This is a genomic window from Streptomyces sp. NPDC029041, from assembly GCF_040637515.1.
Classification (GTDB): Bacteria; Actinomycetota; Actinomycetes; order Streptomycetales; family Streptomycetaceae; genus Streptomyces.
Genome location: NZ_JBEZWO010000004.1, coordinates 571,168 through 589,058, shown reverse-complemented (window position 1 = coordinate 589,058; position 17,891 = coordinate 571,168). Strand labels below are relative to the sequence as shown.

General features: G+C 72.2%; 15 protein-coding genes and 1 pseudogene. 10 read left to right on the top strand and 6 right to left on the bottom strand.

The window, feature by feature from the left end:
• Nucleotides 1-227: 227 nt before the first annotated feature.
• The gene (locus AB0F04_RS13060; protein WP_362040837.1) at nt 228-902 is read left to right on the top strand and encodes an RNA polymerase sigma factor; all 675 of its coding nucleotides are present in this window, start codon (nt 228-230) and stop codon (nt 900-902) included.
• Nucleotides 902-1,906: a hypothetical protein gene (locus AB0F04_RS13055; protein WP_362040710.1), complete on the top strand. Its 1,005-nt coding sequence runs from the start codon at nt 902-904 to the stop codon at nt 1,904-1,906. The genes AB0F04_RS13060 and AB0F04_RS13055 overlap by 1 nt, the downstream gene beginning before the upstream one ends.
• A gap of 265 nt (nt 1,907-2,171) precedes the next feature.
• Here the strand turns inward: AB0F04_RS13055 and AB0F04_RS13050 are convergent, their stop codons facing one another.
• Nucleotides 2,172-3,041: a L,D-transpeptidase family protein gene (locus AB0F04_RS13050; RefSeq protein WP_362040708.1), complete on the bottom strand. Its 870-nt coding sequence runs from the start codon at nt 3,039-3,041 to the stop codon at nt 2,172-2,174.
• A 140-nt stretch (nt 3,042-3,181) separates the two neighbouring features.
• Here AB0F04_RS13050 and AB0F04_RS13045 point away from each other — a divergent pair, with 140 nt between their 5' ends.
• From AB0F04_RS13045 to AB0F04_RS13035, 3 genes and pseudogenes are all read left to right on the top strand, one after another.
• Complete coding sequence (locus AB0F04_RS13045) at nt 3,182-4,762, top strand: methylmalonyl-CoA mutase family protein (RefSeq protein WP_362040706.1); 1,581 nt, start codon at nt 3,182-3,184, stop codon at nt 4,760-4,762.
• A gap of 48 nt (nt 4,763-4,810) precedes the next feature.
• Entirely contained in the window at nt 4,811-5,458 is a 648-nt protein-coding gene (gene leuE, locus AB0F04_RS13040; RefSeq protein ID WP_362040704.1) for a leucine efflux protein LeuE, read from the top strand.
• A gap of 253 nt (nt 5,459-5,711) precedes the next feature.
• Nucleotides 5,712-5,843 (top strand): annotated as a pseudogene (locus AB0F04_RS13035) (TetR/AcrR family transcriptional regulator C-terminal domain-containing protein); the annotation flags it as partial.
• Between the two features lie 41 nt (nt 5,844-5,884).
• On the opposite strand, the gene AB0F04_RS13030 reads toward AB0F04_RS13035, so the two are convergent.
• The 4 genes from AB0F04_RS13030 to AB0F04_RS13015 form a co-directional block, all read right to left on the bottom strand.
• Entirely contained in the window at nt 5,885-6,805 is a 921-nt protein-coding gene (locus tag AB0F04_RS13030) for a class I SAM-dependent methyltransferase (protein WP_362040702.1), read from the bottom strand.
• 64 nt (nt 6,806-6,869) lie between these two features.
• Nucleotides 6,870-7,976 carry an acyltransferase gene (locus AB0F04_RS13025; protein WP_362040835.1) on the bottom strand — a complete coding sequence of 369 codons (1,107 nt, stop codon included), beginning with the start codon at nt 7,974-7,976 and terminating at the stop codon, nt 6,870-6,872.
• A 225-nt stretch (nt 7,977-8,201) separates the two neighbouring features.
• Nucleotides 8,202-9,533, bottom strand: coding sequence for an alpha-2,8-polysialyltransferase family protein (locus AB0F04_RS13020; protein ID WP_362040699.1), 1,332 nt, complete (start codon nt 9,531-9,533; stop codon nt 8,202-8,204).
• Nucleotides 9,533-10,519, bottom strand: coding sequence for a glycosyltransferase family 2 protein (locus AB0F04_RS13015; RefSeq protein WP_362040698.1), 987 nt, complete (start codon nt 10,517-10,519; stop codon nt 9,533-9,535). Before AB0F04_RS13015 ends, AB0F04_RS13020 begins: the two co-directional genes overlap by 1 nt.
• Nucleotides 10,520-10,717: 198 nt before the next feature.
• Between AB0F04_RS13015 and AB0F04_RS13010 the strand changes: the two genes are divergently transcribed.
• Genes AB0F04_RS13010 through AB0F04_RS12995 form a run of 4 tightly spaced genes read left to right on the top strand, consistent with a single transcriptional unit; the run spans nt 10,718 to nt 15,549 of the window.
• On the top strand, nt 10,718-12,064 hold the full coding sequence (locus tag AB0F04_RS13010; protein ID WP_362040696.1) for a DUF6716 putative glycosyltransferase: 1,347 nt from the start codon (nt 10,718-10,720) through the stop codon (nt 12,062-12,064).
• A 35-nt stretch (nt 12,065-12,099) separates the two neighbouring features.
• Nucleotides 12,100-13,344 carry an N-acylneuraminate cytidylyltransferase gene (locus AB0F04_RS13005; RefSeq protein ID WP_362040694.1) on the top strand — a complete coding sequence of 415 codons (1,245 nt, stop codon included), beginning with the start codon at nt 12,100-12,102 and terminating at the stop codon, nt 13,342-13,344.
• A gap of 13 nt (nt 13,345-13,357) precedes the next feature.
• Nucleotides 13,358-14,296, top strand: a complete 939-nt coding sequence (locus AB0F04_RS13000) for an N-acetylneuraminate synthase family protein (RefSeq protein WP_362040692.1) — start codon at nt 13,358-13,360, stop codon at nt 14,294-14,296.
• A 47-nt stretch (nt 14,297-14,343) separates the two neighbouring features.
• On the top strand, nt 14,344-15,549 hold the full coding sequence (locus tag AB0F04_RS12995; protein WP_362040691.1) for a hypothetical protein: 1,206 nt from the start codon (nt 14,344-14,346) through the stop codon (nt 15,547-15,549).
• Nucleotides 15,550-15,579: 30 nt separating this feature from the next.
• On the opposite strand, the gene AB0F04_RS12990 is transcribed toward AB0F04_RS12995, so the two are convergent.
• A complete protein-coding gene (locus AB0F04_RS12990; RefSeq protein WP_362040689.1) occupies nt 15,580-16,269 on the bottom strand; it encodes a class I SAM-dependent methyltransferase in 690 nt (229 codons plus the stop codon).
• Nucleotides 16,270-16,568: 299 nt separating this feature from the next.
• Here AB0F04_RS12990 and AB0F04_RS12985 point away from each other — a divergent pair, with 299 nt between their 5' ends.
• Nucleotides 16,569-17,801: a M20 family metallopeptidase gene (locus AB0F04_RS12985; RefSeq protein WP_362040832.1), complete on the top strand. Its 1,233-nt coding sequence runs from the start codon at nt 16,569-16,571 to the stop codon at nt 17,799-17,801.
• The last annotated feature ends 90 nt before the right edge of the window (nt 17,802-17,891 follow it).

The window sequence follows — 17,891 nt, the reverse complement described above, 5'->3', positions numbered from 1 at the left end:
GGGTGCGTTTTCTGTCACACCCCTGCGCTTCACGGCTTAGTAGCATCCTGGACGGACATGGACGGGGAGCGGTTTCAGGTCGTAACGTGCCATTCGCGCCAACGCGGGGGCGGTACGACCACCGCAACCACCTGCGGTCCAGGCACCGCAACCACCAATTGAGCAACCACGACGGCGAGAACCCGGTCCGCGAGAGCGGCGCCGGCTCAGGCGCAGAAGGGCGCGCGGTGCTGGGGGACGACGCGGAGCTGACCGCCGCGGTGCGCGCGGCACAGGACGGAGACGAGAACGCGTTCCGGACTGTGTACCGCACCGTGCATCCGCGGCTGCTCGGGTACGTACGGACACTGGTCGGCGACCCCGACGCCGAGGACGTGACGTCCGAGGCGTGGCTCCAGATAGCCCGCGATCTGGAGCGGTTCACCGGCGACGCGGACCGCTTCCGCGGCTGGGCCGCGCGGATCGCCCGCAACCGCGCCCTGGACCACATACGCATGCGCGGGCGCCGGCCCGCGATCGGCGGCGACGAGACCGAGCTGACCGGCCGGGCCGCCGAGTCGGACACCGCCGGCGAGGCCATCGAGGCACTCGCCACGAACGGCGCGTTCTCCCTGATATCCCGGCTGCCGCAGGACCAGGCCGAAGCGGTCGTGCTGCGTGTGGTGGTGGGGCTCGACGCGAAGACCGCGGCCGAGACGCTCGGCAAGCGCCCGGGCGCGGTCCGTACGGCGGCGCACCGCGGCCTGAAGCGGCTCGCCGAACTGCTCGGCGACGACCCGCAGGCCGATCCGGAATCGGCCGGGGTGCTCGACGCCCTGCCGCCCCAGAGAGAACCGCGCGGCGGTGCGGTGACGTCCGCAGGTGTGACGCACAGCGTCGCGCGGACGCAGAAGGATGTGTGATGGCCGACGAGCAGTACAGGTGGCTGGACCGCGAAACGGCGGAGCGTTTGCTGAGCGGAGAGCCACCCGGAGCTGTCGAAGGCGTAGGCCGGGAGCAGGCCGAACACCTTGCCAGGACCCTCGGCGCGCTGTCCGTCACACCCCCGCTGACCAGCGATGAACTCCCCGGCGAGGCCGCCGCGGTGGCCGCGTTCCGCAAGGCCCGCGCGGAACGCGCCGACGCGGCCGCAGCCCGTGCGGACACCGCGGGACGGGCCGCCGCCCCGACCGCCGAGGCAGGGCTGATCAGGATCGGGACCCCCGGTGACAGGGGCACCGTCACGGTCCGCCGGCCTCGCTGGGCCCGCCCCGCACGCCTGGCCCTGACCGCCGCGCTGGCCGTCGGCATGGCCGGCGGGGTCGCCCTCGCGGCCGGAACCGGAGTCCTGAGGGCGCCGTTCGGCGGCGACGCGCCCCGGCCCGGCGCCTCCGTCTCGGCGTCCGTCACTCATCCGGAACGCCCGCTGGTGTCACCGTCGCCCAGCGACGCCGTTCAGGGCGGTTCCGTCCCGGACGACGTCCCTTACCAGGGCCGGGGCGAGCCGCGCGACGACGGCGCCCCGGCGCCGGACGAGCACGAGGACCGCACCGGGGGCCGCGGCAGCGAGATCACCGCGGCCTGCCGCGACCTGCGCGAGGGAAAGCGGCCGGACCCGGAGCGCCGGCGGGCCCTGCGGGAGGCGGCGGGCGACCTGCGGGTGTGGACGTACTGCAAGGGCGTCCTGTCCTCGGCCGGCCCCCGCTCGAAGGAGCGCCGCAGCGACGACCGCGCGGACCAGGGACACCGCCAGGGCAAGGGCGCGGACGGGCGCCGGCAGCAGGACCGCAAGCACCACCGCGAGCAGGACCACGAGCCGGACCGGACGCAGGACCGGAAGCAGAACGACCGGAAGCAGGACTTGGACGAGGGGAAAGCCGAGCGGACGGCCGACCCGAAGTCCGAGGAGCGGGCCGACAGGGATTGAGACGCCGGTGGCGACCCGGACCGTGACCGGCGCCGGACGGCCGGGATCCCGCTCGCGCCGCTGTGACCTGCGGTTTCGTGCTCCGTGAAAAGGGGTCGGCCGAGAGTGTGACGTTTTCGGCCGCCCCGGCGCAGTAATGAGTGAGCCGACTGGTCATCGGCCGTCGCACAGAGCCGGGGTTCCCCCCGTACCTACGGCTCGTGCACCGAGCGCGGGCGGGACACGTTCCCCCGGTCCCGCCCGCGCCCCAACTTCCTCCCCGCCGTCACCAGGACACGACGACCTTGTCGCCGTTGCGGACCTGCGCGTACAGCCGTGCGATCGCCGCCTCGTCCCGTACGTTGACGCAGCCGTGCGAGGCGCCCGCGTAACCCCGGGCGGCGAAGTCCGCCGAGAAGTGGACGGCCTGGCCGCCGCTGAAGAACATCGCGTACGGCATGGGCGAGTCGTAGAGCGTCGAGACGTGATCGCGCGACTTCCAGTAGACGGAGAAGACACCCTCCCGGGTCGGTGTGCCCCGCGAGCCGAAGCGGACCTCCGTCGTCGACACGGTCCGTCCGTCGACCATCCAGCGCAGCGTCCTGCTGGTCTTGTCGATGCACAGCACCCGGCCGGACCGGCAGCGGGCATCCGGCGGGTCGGCCGGCTGGCCGCCCATCAGGTACAGGTCCCAGCGGCCCGGCTCCCGTGTCATGGCCAGCAGCCGCTGCCAGGTGACGGCGTCGGCCTTCCCGGTGCGCGGCAGCCCGCGCTTGCCCTGGAAGCCGCTGACCGCCCGCTGCGTCGGCTCGTCGTACGTCCCGGTCGGCCCCTCGAAGAGCCAGGCGACCTGGCGCAGCCGGGCCTGCAGCTCGCGGACATCGCGGCCGGTGTCGCCGCGCGACCACAGCACGCGGGGCGGGCTGGGAGCGGCACGGGGCGGGCTCGGAGCGGCGCGGGGCTTGTCGTCGCCCGCCGGCGGCGCGGAACGCGGCGTGCCGCCGGCACCGGTGGGCGGGCGGTCCTGCGACGGGGTGCCGCTGGGCAGCTCGATGTGCACCGGCGAGCGGCGCTCGCCCTCGCCGCCGGGCGTCTGCACCGTGCAGCCGGTCAGCGCGGCCAGTACGGCGAGTCCCGCTGTGAACGCTCTCCCCATGCCCGTACTACGCACACGGCCCCCCGCTCGTCTCACCGGCCCGCCCGGATGTCACCTGAGATGTTCCCCGGGCGTGACCGGTCGCGAACCAGGGGGCATGGTGGTGAGCGAGGTCACTGCTCTGCGGGAGGCAACCCACCATGGCGCGTGAGTCGGAGTCCGGACTGCCCATCGAGCCGCTCTACGGTCCGCAGCACCTACAGAGCTGGGATCCGGCGGAGAAGCTGGGGGAGCCGGGGGCGTACCCGTACACCCGCGGTGTGTATCCGTCGATGTACACGGGCCGCCCCTGGACCATGCGCCAGTACGCCGGTTTCGGCACGGCCGCGGAGTCCAACGCCCGCTACCGGCAGCTGATCGCCCACGGCACGACGGGACTGTCCGTCGCCTTCGACCTGCCCACCCAGATGGGCCACGACTCCGACGCGCCGATCGCCCACGGCGAGGTCGGCAAGGTGGGGGTGGCCATCGACTCGGTCGAGGACATGCGGGTGCTGTTCGGCGGAATCCCGCTCGACCAGGTCTCGACGTCGATGACGATCAACGCCCCGGCGGCCCTGCTGCTGCTTCTGTACCAGCTGGTGGCCGAGGAACAGGGGATCCCGGCGGACCGGCTGACGGGCACGATCCAGAACGACGTGCTGAAGGAGTACATCGCCCGGGGCACCTACATCTTCCCGCCCAAGCCGTCACTGCGGCTGACCGCGGACATCTTCCAGTACTGCCGGGCCGAGATCCCGAGGTGGAACACCATCTCGATCTCCGGGTACCACATGGCCGAGGCGGGTGCCTCGCCCGCGCAGGAGATCGCCTTCACCCTGGCCGACGGCATCGAGTACGTGCGCACGGCGGTGGCGGCCGGCATGGACGTCGACGACTTCGCGCCCCGCCTGTCGTTCTTCTTCGTGGCCCGCACCACGCTCCTGGAGGAGGTGGCCAAGTTCCGTGCGGCGCGGCGGATCTGGGCGCGGGTGATGCGTAAGGAGTTCGGCGCGAGGAACCCCAAGTCGCTGATGCTGCGCTTCCACACCCAGACGGCCGGGGTGCAGCTGACGGCCCAGCAGCCCGAGGTCAACCTGGTGCGCGTCGCCGTGCAGGGGCTGGCCGCGGTGCTGGGCGGGACGCAGTCGCTGCACACCAACTCCTTCGACGAGGCCATCGCCCTGCCCACCGACAAGTCGGCCCGCCTCGCCCTGCGCACCCAGCAGGTCCTCGCCCACGAGACCGACGTGACCGCCACCGTCGACCCCTTCGCCGGGTCCTACGCCGTCGAGAGGATGACCGACGACGTCGAGGCCGCCGCCGTGGAGCTGATGGCCAGGGTCGAGGAGCTGGGGGGCGCCGTCGACGCCATCGAACAGGGTTTCCAGAAGGGCGAGATCGAGCGCAACGCCTACCGCATCGCCCAGGAGACCGACTCCGGCGAGCGGGTCGTGGTCGGCGTCAACCGCTTCCGGCTCGACGAGGAGGAGCCCTACGAGCCGCTGCGTGTCGACCCGGCCATCGAGGCCCGGCAGGCCGAACGCCTGGCCAGCCTGCGCGCGCGGCGCGACCAGCCGGCCGTCGACGCGGCCCTGAGCGCGCTGAGGAAGGCCGCCGAGGGCGAGGACAACGTCCTCTACCCGATGAAGGAGGCACTCAAGGCCAGAGCCACCGTCGGCGAGGTCTGCAACGCGCTGCGCGAGGTGTGGGGGGCGTACGTCCCGACCGACGCCTTCTGACCTGCAGCCCAGCCGGGAGTGTCAGACCCGCGTGCGACACTCATTCGCATGTTCGGTGTCGTCGATCTGCCCACCTACCTGGCGGGCCTCGCCCTGATCGTTCTGCTGCCCGGTCCCAACTCGCTGTACGTGCTGTCCGTGGCCGCCCGCCGTGGTGTGCGCGCCGGGTACACCGCCTCGGCCGGAGTCTGGTGCGGGGACGCGGTGCTGATGACGCTGTCCGCGGCCGGAGTCGCCTCGCTGCTCCAGGCGAACGCCGTGCTGTTCGCCGTCGTCAAGTACGCGGGCGCCGGATACCTGACGTGGCTGGCCATCGGCATGCTGCGCGCCGCGTGGGGCATGTGGCGCACGCGTGCGGAGCGGACCACCGGTGGCGAGGCGCCCGCGCCCGCCGAGGAGCGGCCCTTCCGCCGTGCCTTCGTGGTCAGCCTGTTCAACCCCAAGGCGATCCTCTTCTTCGTCGCCTTCTTCGTGCAGTTCGTGGACCCCGGGTACGCCTACCCCGCCCTGTCCTTCGTCGTCCTCGGCGCCCTCGCCCAGTTCGCCAGCGTGCTCTACCTCAGCGCGCTGATATTCGGCGGCACCCGGCTGGCCGCCGCCTTCCGCCGCCGTAGGCGCCTGTCGGCGGGTGCGACCTCGGCGGCGGGTGCGCTGTTCCTCGGGTTCGCGGTGAAGCTGTCGCTGGCGAGTTCGTAGCGCACCCGGCTCAGCCGACGTGGCCGTCGGGACGGACGAGACACAGGCCGGGTCCGTAGGCGGCGGGTGCGGGGCCCCGCACGAGCGGGATGCGCGCCGAGGTCCGGTGCCTGCGTGTCCCCGAGGGCCGGCAGTGTCCAGTGCGGGCCGCGGAACGCGTCGAAGAGCCGGACCCCGGGTGAGCGACGACTCCCGGTAGCCGATCCCGGGTCGGCGGGTGGCCTCGCCGCGCCGGGTCTCCGCGGTGCACACGCGTGGAGGCTACGACATGGAGGAACGCGCCCGCCTGAGGGCCGACTTTCCCTTGTCGGCCCAGGCGGGCGCGGAGATCTTCGAGGACTGCGACCGGCACTTCGAGGAGGGACTCGCCCTCGTGATCGGGGGGACCGGGGTGTGCTGCGGCGTCTCATGCCGTTGGCCGGCGGGTCAGGACCGTCGCGCGCGGGCCCGCCGGACGGCCCGGGTGACGACGGGGGGCAGCAGGTCCCTGGCAAGGCGGCGGGCCATGGACGGGGCGGGCCGGGCCGGGCGCGCCGCAGGTGACGCGCCGGACTCGGGCGCTGCGGCCGGTGCGGACGAGGGCTCCACGTAGTGGCGTGAGGGCGGGAAGGCCGGTGGCTTCATGCCCCGGGAGCGGGTCCGGATCAGCCGGTGCCCGGCGGCCTCCTGCACGCTCAGCCCGACGTCGGCGCGCAGCCGGAGCATGGCGAGCAGTTCCTCCTGGAGCGGCTCGGGGTCGCCCCAGGTCGCGTACAGCTTCTGCGTGCTGAGACAGATCGGGCGCAGACCGCGGTTGAGGACGGCCTCCCAGGCGGCGACCGAGACACCCGGGGTGTGCTCGGACCGGAAGTCGTCCAGGACCACGATGCCCTCGGGCAGCAGGATGTCGTGGGCCGCGCCGATGTCGCCGTAGACGTGCTCGTACAGGTGCGAGGCGTCGATGTGGATGAAGCGGCAGGAGTCCGGGGCCACCTTCTCGTCCACGAGGGAACTGGGGCCGGTGATCACCGTGGGCAGCGTGTCGTGGAAGGAGAGGTAGTTCCGTTCGAACGCCTGCTGGGTGAGGGAGGCGTACGACTTGGCCGACTCGGCCTTGTTGGCGTCGTCCGGGGCGTCCCCTTCGAACAGGTCGCAGACCGTGAACCGCTCGCCGTCCTGGAGGTGGTGGCCGAGGAGGATCGCGCTCTTGCCCAGGTAGACGCCGAGCTCCAGCAGGTCACCCTTTATGCCGGACTTCTTCTGCTGTTCGAGGAACCAGGTGAACAGCGTCTGGTCCAGGGCCGGGAACCAGCCGGGGACGTCGGCGAGTTCGCCGGGGTGCGTGTCGATCGCTTGTGCGTGGGTCATGGGAGGAGCCTTCTCTCCGAGCGTTGCCCCGGTCGACGGCCGGCTGAACGTCCCGTGAACAGGGTCAGCGGGTCTTCGTCAGAGCCGCCCGCAACCGGGGCGTCAGCGGCTTCTCCACATATTTGTGCAGCAACCACGCCAGCAGCAGCATTGACGCCACCGTCAGCACGAAGGTCACCCCGGACGCCAGCCCCAGGCCGCGGTGCAGGGCCTGGATCACCACCCAGCCCAGGTGCTCGTGGACCAGGTAGAAGGGGTACGTCAGGGCGCCCGCGACCGTCAGCCACCGCCAGTTCACCCGGCCCAGCAGGCCCAGCGCGATCGCGGCGACCGCCACGAAGCCGAACGTCACGACGGCGATGATCCCGAACGAGGAGCGGTAGGAGAAGGCCTCCGGGTCGGGGGCGTGCCACAGCGACCGCACCGCGTAGTGCTGGCCGATCAGCCAGCCGGCGGCGACGATGGCCCACCCGTAGACGTCCCGCCGGTCGCGGTGCACGAGGTAGAGGCCGACGCCGCCGATGAAGAAGGGCGCGTACTCGGGCATCAGGACGATGTCGAGCAGCGGCATGTCCGCGTTCTCGGCGATCACGGCCGCCAGCAGCCAGCCCGCGCAGAACATGACCACCCGGCGGCGGTTCGCCCCGGGCAGTACGACGCACAGGGCGAACAGGGCGTAGAAGCGGACCTCCGCCCACAGGGTCCAGCACACCCCGAGCACCCGGTCCACGCCCAGCGGCATCTGCAGCATGGTCAGGTTGACCAGGGCGTCGCTGGGGGAGACGGCCTGGTAGGCGACCACCGGCAGAGCGAACACCGCCGTGACGATGAGCACCGCCACCCAGTAGGCCGGCAGCAGCCGGGAGGCACGGGAGGCGACGAACGACTGCAGGGGGCGGCCCCAGCCGCTCATGCAGATCACGAACCCGCTGATCACGAAGAAGACCTGGACGCCGAGGCAGCCGTAGGCGAACAGCGAGTGCAGCGTCGGGAACTGGTCCCGGGGCGAGGTGCCCCAGGCCTGGGCGACCTCGCCGCCGCGCCCGCCGTAGTGGTAGAGCGCCACCATCAGCGCGGCCACCAGCCGCAGTCCGTCCAGGGCGCGCAGCCGCCCGGCGGAGTCGTTTCTGCGCCGTGGGACGGTCGTGGCGCCCGGTGGGTCGACCAGCACGGCGACGCCGGGCTGGGGCTTGCGGGTGCTGACGACCGTCTCGGTCACGCTGGAAACCTCTGTGTGGTTCGTATGTCCTTCGTCTGAGCCGCCTGTGGGCGGGCGCCTGTCACCCTAGGACGAGAGTTGACGGAATTACGTTCGATGGCGACAGGCTTCGCCTGCCGGTCCCCATGGGTTCATCTGGATGTCGCCGGGGCCGGTCGGGCCCCGGGCGGGACCGGCTCAGCGGCGCACCGCCTTGCGCAGGGCCCGGGCCCGCCGGACCACCCGGCGTGCCGTGGCATTGCGCGGCAGGAACGCCAGCCGCTGCGGGATGCCCCCGGGCAGCCCGAGCGCGGTGAGGCGGCGCTTCTTGAAGTAGCGCCGGGTGCGCGGGCCGAGGTGCCGGGCGAGGAACCGCTCGGCCTGCGGGCGCAGGTCCTGGTAGATCTGCGGTTGCATGGTGAACCCGAGGGCCGTGACGAGGGCGGACAGCCGCTCGGCCGGCAGGGGGTCACCGTCCCCGCCGCCCTCCAGGCCGGGCAGCAGCGCGTCCGCCAGGGCGGTCGGGACCCGGTTGCTGTTCTGATACGGCGTCAGCCGCTCCAGCAGCAGCTCGGTCCCGATGCGGGCGACCGGCAGGTCGTAGAAGGCGGAGGCCGTGAACAGCGCCGTCGAGAAACAGCCGACGACCAGCGCGGGCCGCGCCCGGTCGAACAGCACCTCGGCCAGCACGGGTGTGTCCAGGACCGTGAGGTCCACGCCGAGCTTCTCGGCCTCGGTCTCCAGGGCACGGCTGTAGCGGGCCGGTGCGGTGGGGTGGGGCTTGAAGACGACCGTGCGGTGGCCGCGGGCGACGGCGCCCCGCATCATCCGCACGTGCAGGTCCTCTTCCTCCTCGGGGGAGAGGATGTTCAGCGCGGACAGGTACTGGCCGAGCAGCAGCGCCGAGTCGCCGGGCAGGGCGGGCAGTTCGGGCACGGTCGCGGTGACCTCACCGAGCACCTTCAGGAACGCGGGCGTCGGCACCAGGTGCGCCGGCACGCCGAACTCGGTGAGCAGCATCGGCGTGAGCCCCGGCACCAGATCGAGGTGCAGCAGCCGCCGTACGCGCGTGCCGACCAGCGGGTCGAGCTTGTTGCGGGTGGGGCCGTAGCTCATCAGCCCGTCGGCGTAGACGTCGACGGGGGCGTCGGTGAACAGCTGGGCCACCGTCAGGGCGGGCGCCACCTGGATCGATTCCAGCACCAGGCTCACCCGGTCGTCGCCCAGGCCCCACAGCAGCCGCAGATGGCGCTCGAACAGCGGGATGTCGTCGGAGCGCGGCGTCCAGGCCCCGGGGTGGAAGGGGCGGATCGCCTCGTTCCAGGAGAGCACCTCGTCGAAGTGCTCGCGCAGCGGGGCGAAGCCCGGCATCTCGTCGAGGGCCGGAGTGGTCTCCGGGGTCGCGGAGTTGTTGAACACCAGCAGCACCCGGCGGTCCGGCTCCTCGAACAGGCCGGAGTCGATCGCGGCGGCCAGGGTGGCGACGCCGTACAGCGTCGAGGCGCAGAAGATCTGAGTGGTCCGGGGCATCAGGCGGCCGCTCCCGTCGTGGTCACCCGGCGCCGCAGCCGCCGCAGTTTGGACGAGCGGTCCATGTCCATGGCCTCCAGTGCGTCGGCGAGCGCGTCCTGCGGCATGCGCTTGATGGCCGCCGCGCTCATCGACCGCAGCTGCCTGGCCACGGCCGGTTCGAACCTCTCTTCGTTGGAGAGGTGGTGGGCGATGATCGCGCAGTACGTGCGTACCGCCTTCGGCAGCAGCCGGTCGGCGTCGCGGTCGGCGGCCGTCTCCTCGATCACCTGGTCGAAGGCGCGGATGAAGTCGAGCTGGCGCACATCGCCGATCTGCGTGAGGGACGAGGCGACCCCGCGCCGGTAGAAGACGCCCAGCAGGCTCACCACGGCGAACGACTCCGCCTCGCGGTGCAGCTTCCAGATCCACGGCCGGTCCTCGGCCGTGCGCAGCCCGTCGGTGAAGTGGAGCAGGCCCTTGTCGACGAGCCGGCGGTGGTATGCGCCGGCCCAGGCGTAGGCGTAGTCCACCGAGGTCGAGCGGTGGGCGGGCAGGATCGCGTCGCGCGGGCTGAACACCTCCCAGCGCCTGCCGATCGGCACCCTGCTCACGGAACGGGCCCGGGCGGTGGCCTGCACATGGTCCGTGCGCACGAAGTCGCACCCCAAGTCGTCCATCGCGGACACCAGTTCAGCGAGGTAGCCGGGGGCCAGCCAGTCGTCGCCGTCCAGGAACGTCAGGTACTCGCCCTGCGCCGCGTCCAGGCCGGTGTTGCGGGCGGTGGCGAGCCCGCCGTTGCGCTCGTGACGGATGTACCGCACCTGGGCGACATCCGAAAGCTCCTCGGCCGCTCGTTCGAGAATGGCCGGAGTTTCGTCCTTGGAATGGTCGTCGACCAGGATGAACTCGAAATCCCGGTCGGCGTTCAATCGAAGGCTTCTGAGGGTGTCCGGGGCATATTGCTGCACGTTGTAGAACGGCACGATCACGGAAAGCTTAGGCACCCGCAAAACGTTAGGAGGCCGCCCGGCAGCGGAACTTTCCGATGAACGTACACCGGGTGAACTGAATGTGTCAGAACGGTGCACCGCGTGTACTTCCCGCCTGCCGACAGGCCAGTTCGGCTCTCGGTGGGCTGTTGTTAACTTTTCGTTGAGTCCCGGTTCCGCCATACCTAGGATTCGCTTCCTAGCGTCTTGGACGTGCCAGCAAGTACACCGAAGCGCCCGCGAATCGCCGTCCTCGCGGACAGCGACACCCGATGGAAATGGGGTGCGCTGACCGCGGACCGCATCGCCCCGGGACCGTCCATGGAAACCGCGCCGCGCGAAACCGCGCAAGCGGGCCCCCTCCTCGACGGATTCCTGCTGCGCGGCCGGGCGACGCCCACCCCGCGCCAGCTCAGGGAAGTGGGCGTGCGCGCCGACTCGCTGCGGGAGGTCACCGCCGTCGAGTTCCTGCGCGCCATGGCCGAGGGGTCCTACGACGTCCTGGTCCTCTCCCTGGTCGGCGGCGGCGTGCAGGCGATGCTGCACGGCCTGGCACGCGTCTGGGAGCACCGCCCCTCCCGGCCCGTCGTCGTCACCGGCTACGTCGGTGTCGTCTACGAGAAGCTCGCCGACGGTCTGCTGCTGCGGCACGGCGCGGACCTGGTCCTCGCCAACTCCCGCCAGGACGCGGACCGTTTCCGGGCCGTCTACGAAGGAGTGGGTGCCGACGCCTCCGCGGTGACCGAGGTGGCCCTGCCGTTCCTGGGAGGCGCGGCCTACGAAGGCGAGCACACGCCCTACACGGTCGTCTTCGCCGCCCAGCCCTCCGTCCCGGACAGCCGCAAGGACCGTACGTACCTGCTGAACCGGCTGGTGCAGCACGCCCGCAGGCACCCCGAACGGCAGGTGCTGCTGAAGCTGCGCTCCAAGCCGGGCGAACACACCACCCACATCGAGGAGTTGCCGTACCAGAAGCTGGTGCAGCGTCTCGATCCGCCCGCCAACTTCAGCCTCGTCTACGGCAACATGGGCGAGGTCCTCGACCGGACCGACCTGCTGGTGACGGTCAGCTCCACGGCCGCCCTGGAGTCGCTGCACCGCCGCATCCCGACCGTCGTCCTGACCGACCTCGGCATCCGCGAGTCGCTCGGCAACCACCACTTCGTGGGCTCCGGCTGCCTCGCCTCCTGGGACCAGCTCGACGCCGGGCACCGGCCCGTGCCCGACGAGGAGTGGGTCTCCCGGCAGGGCGTCGCGGCCGACGGCTCCTACGACTCCGCCTTCGACGCGGCCCGGGGGCGCATCGCCGGGCTGCTCGACCGGCCCGGCGGCCTGCCCCCGCTGACCCCGTACTACACCCCCGTCACCGCCCCCGGCTATCTGCCCGGGATCCTCGCCCGCCACCACCTCGGCCCGGACGGCACCCCGCTGCCCGGCGCGCCCGCCGCCGACAAGGACCCCGGACCGGTCCGGCAGATCGTGCGCCGGGCGGCGCGCGGCGCCTACCGCCACGGCGTGCAGCGCGTGGCGCCCGTCATCCGGCGGATGGGCGAGCTGTGAGCCGCCCCGAGACCCCTGCCCAAGGAGTAGACCCCATGTCCCACCCGGAAGCGGGCCGAGGCCCCTCGGTGCGCCGCGTGCTCGCGGTGATCCCCGCGCGCGGCGGATCCAAGGGCGTACCCGCGAAGAACCTCCTGCCCGTCGGCGGTGTTCCGCTGGTGGCGCGGGCGGTACGAGAGTGCCGGTCGGCCCGGCTGGTGACGGACGTCGTGGTCTCCACCGACGACCAGGCCATCGCGGCCGCCGCCCGCGAGGCCGGTGCCGAGGTCGTGCTGCGACCCGCCGCCATCGCCGGCGACACCGCGACCTCCGAGGCCGCCGTCCTGCACGCCATGGACGCCCACGAGGCCCTGCACGGGGCGCCGGTGGACGTGGTCCTGCTCGTGCAGTGCACCAGCCCGTTCCTCGTCCGCGAGGACATCGACGGGGTGGCGGGCGCGATCGCCGAGAACGGCGCCGACACCGCGGTGACCGTGGCCCCGTTCCACGGGTTCATCTGGCGGGACGCCGACACCGAGGCCACCTCCGGGGAGGTGACCGGCGGATACGGCGTCAACCACGACAAGTCCTTCCGGCCCCGCCGCCAGGACCGCCCCCAGGACCTGCTGGAGACCGGCGCCGCCTACGCCATGGACGCGGCGGGCTTCCGCGAGCACCGGCACCGCTTCTTCGGACACACCGAACTCGTCCGGACCGACCCGGCCCGCGTGCTGGAGATCGACGACCCGCACGACCTCGCCCGCGCCCGGGCCCTCGCGCCGCTCTTCGACGCGAACCGGCCCGGCGCCCTCCCGGCCGCCGACGACATCGACGCGGTCGTCCTCGACTTCGACGGCACCCAGACCGACGACCGGGTGCTCGTCGACTCCGAGGGACGGGAGTTCGTCTCCGTGCACCGCGGGGACGGACTCGGCATCGCGGCCCTGCGCAACAGCGGCCTGAAGATGCTGATCCTGTCCACGGAACAGAACCCCGTGGTCGCCGCCCGGGCCCGGAAGCTCAAGCTCCCGGTGCTGCACGGCATCGACCGCAAGGACCTCGCCCTCAAGCAGTGGTGCGAGGAGCAGGGCATCGCGCCGGAGCGCGTGCTCTACGTCGGCAACGACGTCAATGACCTCCCGTGCTTCGCCCTCGTGGGCTGGCCCGTGGCGGTCGCGAGCGCCCACGACGTCGTGCGCGGCGCCGCACGCGCGGTCACCACCGTCCCCGGCGGTGACGGCGCGATCCGGGAGATCGCCAGCTGGATCCTCGGCCCCTCTCTCGATTCCCTCACCAAGTAAGGAACTCTTCGCCATGAGCAACAACTCCCGCATCCGCACGTTCGGTACGCGCGAGGCCGGCCCCGGCCGTCCCGTCTACGTCACCGGCGAGATCGGCATCAACCACAACGGCGACATCGAGAACGCCTTCAAGCTCATCGACGCCGCCGCCGAGGCCGGCTGCGACGCGGTCAAGTTCCAGAAGCGCACCCCGGAGATCTGCACCCCGCGCGACCAGTGGGACATCGAGCGCGACACCCCCTGGGGCCGCATGACGTACATCGACTACCGCCACCGCGTGGAGTTCGGCGAGGAGGAGTACGGCCAGATCGACGCCTACTGCAAGAAGAAGGGCATCGACTGGTTCGCCTCCCCGTGGGACACCGAGGCCGTCGCCTTCCTGGAGAAGTTCGACGTCCCCGCCCACAAGGTCGCCTCCGCCTCCCTCACGGACGACGAGCTGCTGCGCGCCCTGCGCGCGACCGGCCGCACGATCATCCTGTCCTCCGGCATGTCGACCCCGAAGCAGATCCGCCACGCGGTCGAGGTCCTGGGCAGCGAGAACATCCTTCTCTGCCACGCCACTTCGACCTACCCGGCGAAGGCCGAGGAGCTCAACCTCCGTGTGATCAACACCCTGCAGGAGGAGTACCCGAACGTCCCGATCGGCTACTCCGGCCACGAAACCGGCCTGCAGACCACCCTCGCCGCGGTCGCCCTGGGCGCCACCTTCGTCGAGCGCCACATCACCCTCGACCGCGCCATGTGGGGCTCGGACCAGGCCGCCTCCGTCGAGCCGCAGGGCCTGACCCGCCTCGTCCGCGACATCCGCACCATCGAGGCCTCCCTCGGCGACGGCGTCAAGAAGGTCTACGAGTCCGAGCTGGGCCCGATGAAGAAGCTGCGCCGCGTCGCCGGTGTGGTCGCCGAGGCGGAGATCGCCACGGCGGCGGGCGAGCCGGTCGGCGTCTGAACGCACCACCCCCACCCCCCCCCTTACGACGGGACGGTCGTACGTCGATGAGCCCCCGCGCCGGGAACGCCGGCCCCCACACTCTCGCCTTCGTCGAGAGCCCGGTACAGCTGCTGAACGTGCTGGAGTGGGCGCACGCGCACGCCCCCGGCGTGGGGCTCACCCTCGTGGTGCTGTCGCCCGTCGACCCGATGACGCGCGGCCAGTTGCGGCGGATGTCCGACCTGGCCCGCGACGAAGGGCACCAGGTCCGCTGGGAGGAAGCGCGTGGCGGGCCCCTCGCGCCCTTCCAGACCATCGGCGGCCTGACCGGCCCGCTGCGCAGGGCACGCCGGGTCGTGCTGGGGGACCCGTTCTCCCGCTATGTCCAGCTGCTGCTGACGATCACCCGCGCCCGTGACCTGGTCGTCGTCGACGACGGCACGGCGACGATGGAGTTCGTCGGGCAGCTGGCCCGCGGCGAACGGCTGGTGCGCTGGCACCGCAAGGGCGGCCGCCCCGGCCCGCGGGACGTGGTCTTCGCCCCGGTGTCGGCCTCGGCCCGCCGCCGGCTGACCCCCGGCGACCGCCGCCGCATCGAGATCTTCTCCTCCATGCCGATGGAGGAGACACCGGCGGGCGTCACGGTCAGCGCCAACGCCTTCGCCTGGACCCGGGCCCGCTTCGGCCCGCCCCGGATCACCAAGGGCGCCGACCTGGTCGGCACGTCCCTGGTGGAGACCGGCGTGGTGGACGACGGCCGCTATCTGGAGGCCGTCCACGCCCTGGCCAGGGCCCATGGCGCCACCCGCTACTTCGCCCACCGCCGCGAGAGCACGGACAAGCTCCGCCGCCTCGCGGTCGAGACCGGCCTGGAGATCGTCCGCCCCGAGCTCCCGCTCGAACTGATCGCCCGCCGTGGCCCCATCGGCCGGACGATCCTCAGCTTCCCGTCCACGGTCGTCCACACCCTCCCCCTCGCCCTGTCCGGCACGGAGGTACGCGTCGCGGTCTGCGACATCGACCCCTCCTGGCTGACCGAGAACGCCTCCCCGCGCGCCCAGGGCTTCCTGTCCGGGGTGACGGGAACGGCCCGGGACGTGCACCGGCTCTCGCCGACAGCCCCGGAGCCCGCGCCGGAGCCGCCGCACCAGGGCACGGCGGAGCCGGCCGACCCCACGGGACCGGCGCACACGGCTCGTCTCACCGCCCCCTCACCCCCGTCGGGCCTGTCCGGCCAGGCAGGGACACCGGGAGCGGTGGCGGCCGGCTAGGAACGGGAGCCGGCCCGGCGACAGGCCGCTTCAGTCGTCCGCCGCGGACGCCCCGTCCACCGGCGGCCTGCGCGCCAGCAGGAAGGCGCGCGGCAGCTTCTCCCCGGCCTCCGGCTCGCGCAGGACGCGCGCGTGGAGGTCCAGGCCCGCCCTGGTGAGGTGCCCGGCGACCGTGTCGGGCGTGCGCCAGTAGTAGTCGAGCGAGATCTCCTGCCCGAAGCGCTCGGTCAGGCGCTGGTGCCCGTCCTCGTCCCCGGACTGGAAGCCGAGCAGCACCGGCGCCCCCGGCAGCAGGACACGGCGGAACCCGGCGAAGACGGACGGCAGGTGATCGTCCGGCACATGGATGATCGAGTAGAGCGCGACGATCCCGCCGAGTGTCGCCTCCGGCAGGTCCAGGGACGTCATCGAACCGACGTGGAAGCGCAGCTCCGGGTGGGCCCTACGGGCCAGGGCCACCATGCGGGGCGACGCGTCGACCCCGAACACCGGCAGCCCGGCCTCGTGCAGCCGCGCCGTCACGTACCCCGGCCCGCTGCCGATGTCCGCGACCGGCGGCCGCCCGGGCACCCCCGGCGCCCGGACCAGCTCCACGAAGGCCGACAGAAGCGCCCGCTCCAGCGGTCTTCCGGCCAGGCTGTCCGGATGCTCGGCAGCGTAGGCCTCGGCGATGGCGTCGTACGAGACCTGCGTGGACTCGACGAAATCGGGGGCGCGCACGAGGCGCACACTAGCGGGGGCGCGCGTCCGGCAGATGAACACGCCGGTGTTCGCCGCGCACGGCGTGGTATCCGTGGAGAGGATGGATGGATACCGGAGTCGTGACGCCGATGTGGTCGAAGTCACACTCTGGGGGGTGGGCGGCCCGGTCAGGCCCAAAAGGCAGGCGAGTTTACCCATCCCACTTGATAGCTATGCGCCGGGCGATCATATTTTCTTCCCCTATCGGGTTGAAGTTTTGTTGATCCAGGGTCGATCGAGCGCCCGGGCGCCCTACCCTTCAAAGGGTGAAGCCACTGATGTCACTGGAGTCCGAGGTCGATCTTCCCGGCGGAGCCGTGCTTCCCGGTGCCCTGCCCGACGCTCTGCGGGCCGAGCTCATCGCGTTCCGGCGCGACCTCCACATGCACCCGGAGCTCGGCAACCAGGAGTTCCGCACGACCGCCGCGATCAAGGAGCGGCTCGAGCGGGCCGGCCTCAAGCCGCGCGTCCTCGCCGTGGGGACCGGACTCGTCTGTGACATCGGCGTGGAGGGCGAGCAGTGGGACGGCGGTCCCAGCATGCTCGCCCTGCGGGCCGACATCGACGGCCTGCCCATCCCGGACACCAAGGCGGAGTGCCCCTACCGCTCGACCGTGCCCGACCGCGCGCACGCCTGCGGTCACGACGTGCACACCACCGTCGTCCTCGGCGCCGGTCTCGTCCTCGCCGTACTGCACCGGCAGGGCGCCCTGCCCCGCCCCGTCCGGCTGATCTTCCAGCCCGCCGAGGAGGTGCTGCCCGGCGGCGCGGCCGACGCCATCAAGTGCGGGGCGCTGGAAGGCGTCGGCGCGATCATCGCCGTGCACTGCGACCCGCGGGTGGACGCCGGCAAGATCGGACTCCGCGAGGGCCCCATCACCTCCGCCTGCGACCGGCTGGAGATCGGCCTCGACGGCCCGGGCGGCCACACCGCCCGCCCCCACCTCACGACCGACCTGGTCACCGCCGCCGCCCGCGTCGTCACCGACGTACCCGCCCTGGTCGGCCGCCGCTTCGACAGCCGCAGCGGACTCGCCATCACCTGGGGCCGCGTCGAGTCGGGGCACGCGCCGAACGTGATCCCGCAGCACGCCGAGCTCTCCGGCACCGTGCGCTGCCTCGACCTGGAGGCGTGGCGGCAGGCCCCCGACGTCGTGGTCGCCGCCATCGACGAGGTCGCCAACCTGCACCGCGCCAAGTCGGAGATCAACTACGTCCGCGGTGTGCCGCCCGTCGTCAACGAGCCCGGCGTCACCGAGCTGCTGCGCGACGCGATGATCGCCCGGCGCGGGGTCGAGTCCGTCGAGGGCACCGAGCAGAGCCTCGGCGGCGAGGACTTCTCCTGGTACCTGGAACACGTCCCCGGCGCGATGGCCCGCCTGGGCGTGCGCACCCCCGGCGAACGCCACATCCGCGACCTCCACCAGGGCGACTTCGACGTGGACGAGTCGGCCATCACGGTAGGAGTGGAACTCTTCACGGCCGCGGCCCTGGTCAACGGCCTCCGCTAGATCGTCCCTCTCGGGCTGCGGCGCCCCGCTCTTCTCTCGAGCGGGGCCGGTCGCGCCTGCTTCAGGGGCGCGGGGAACTGCGCAAAAAGC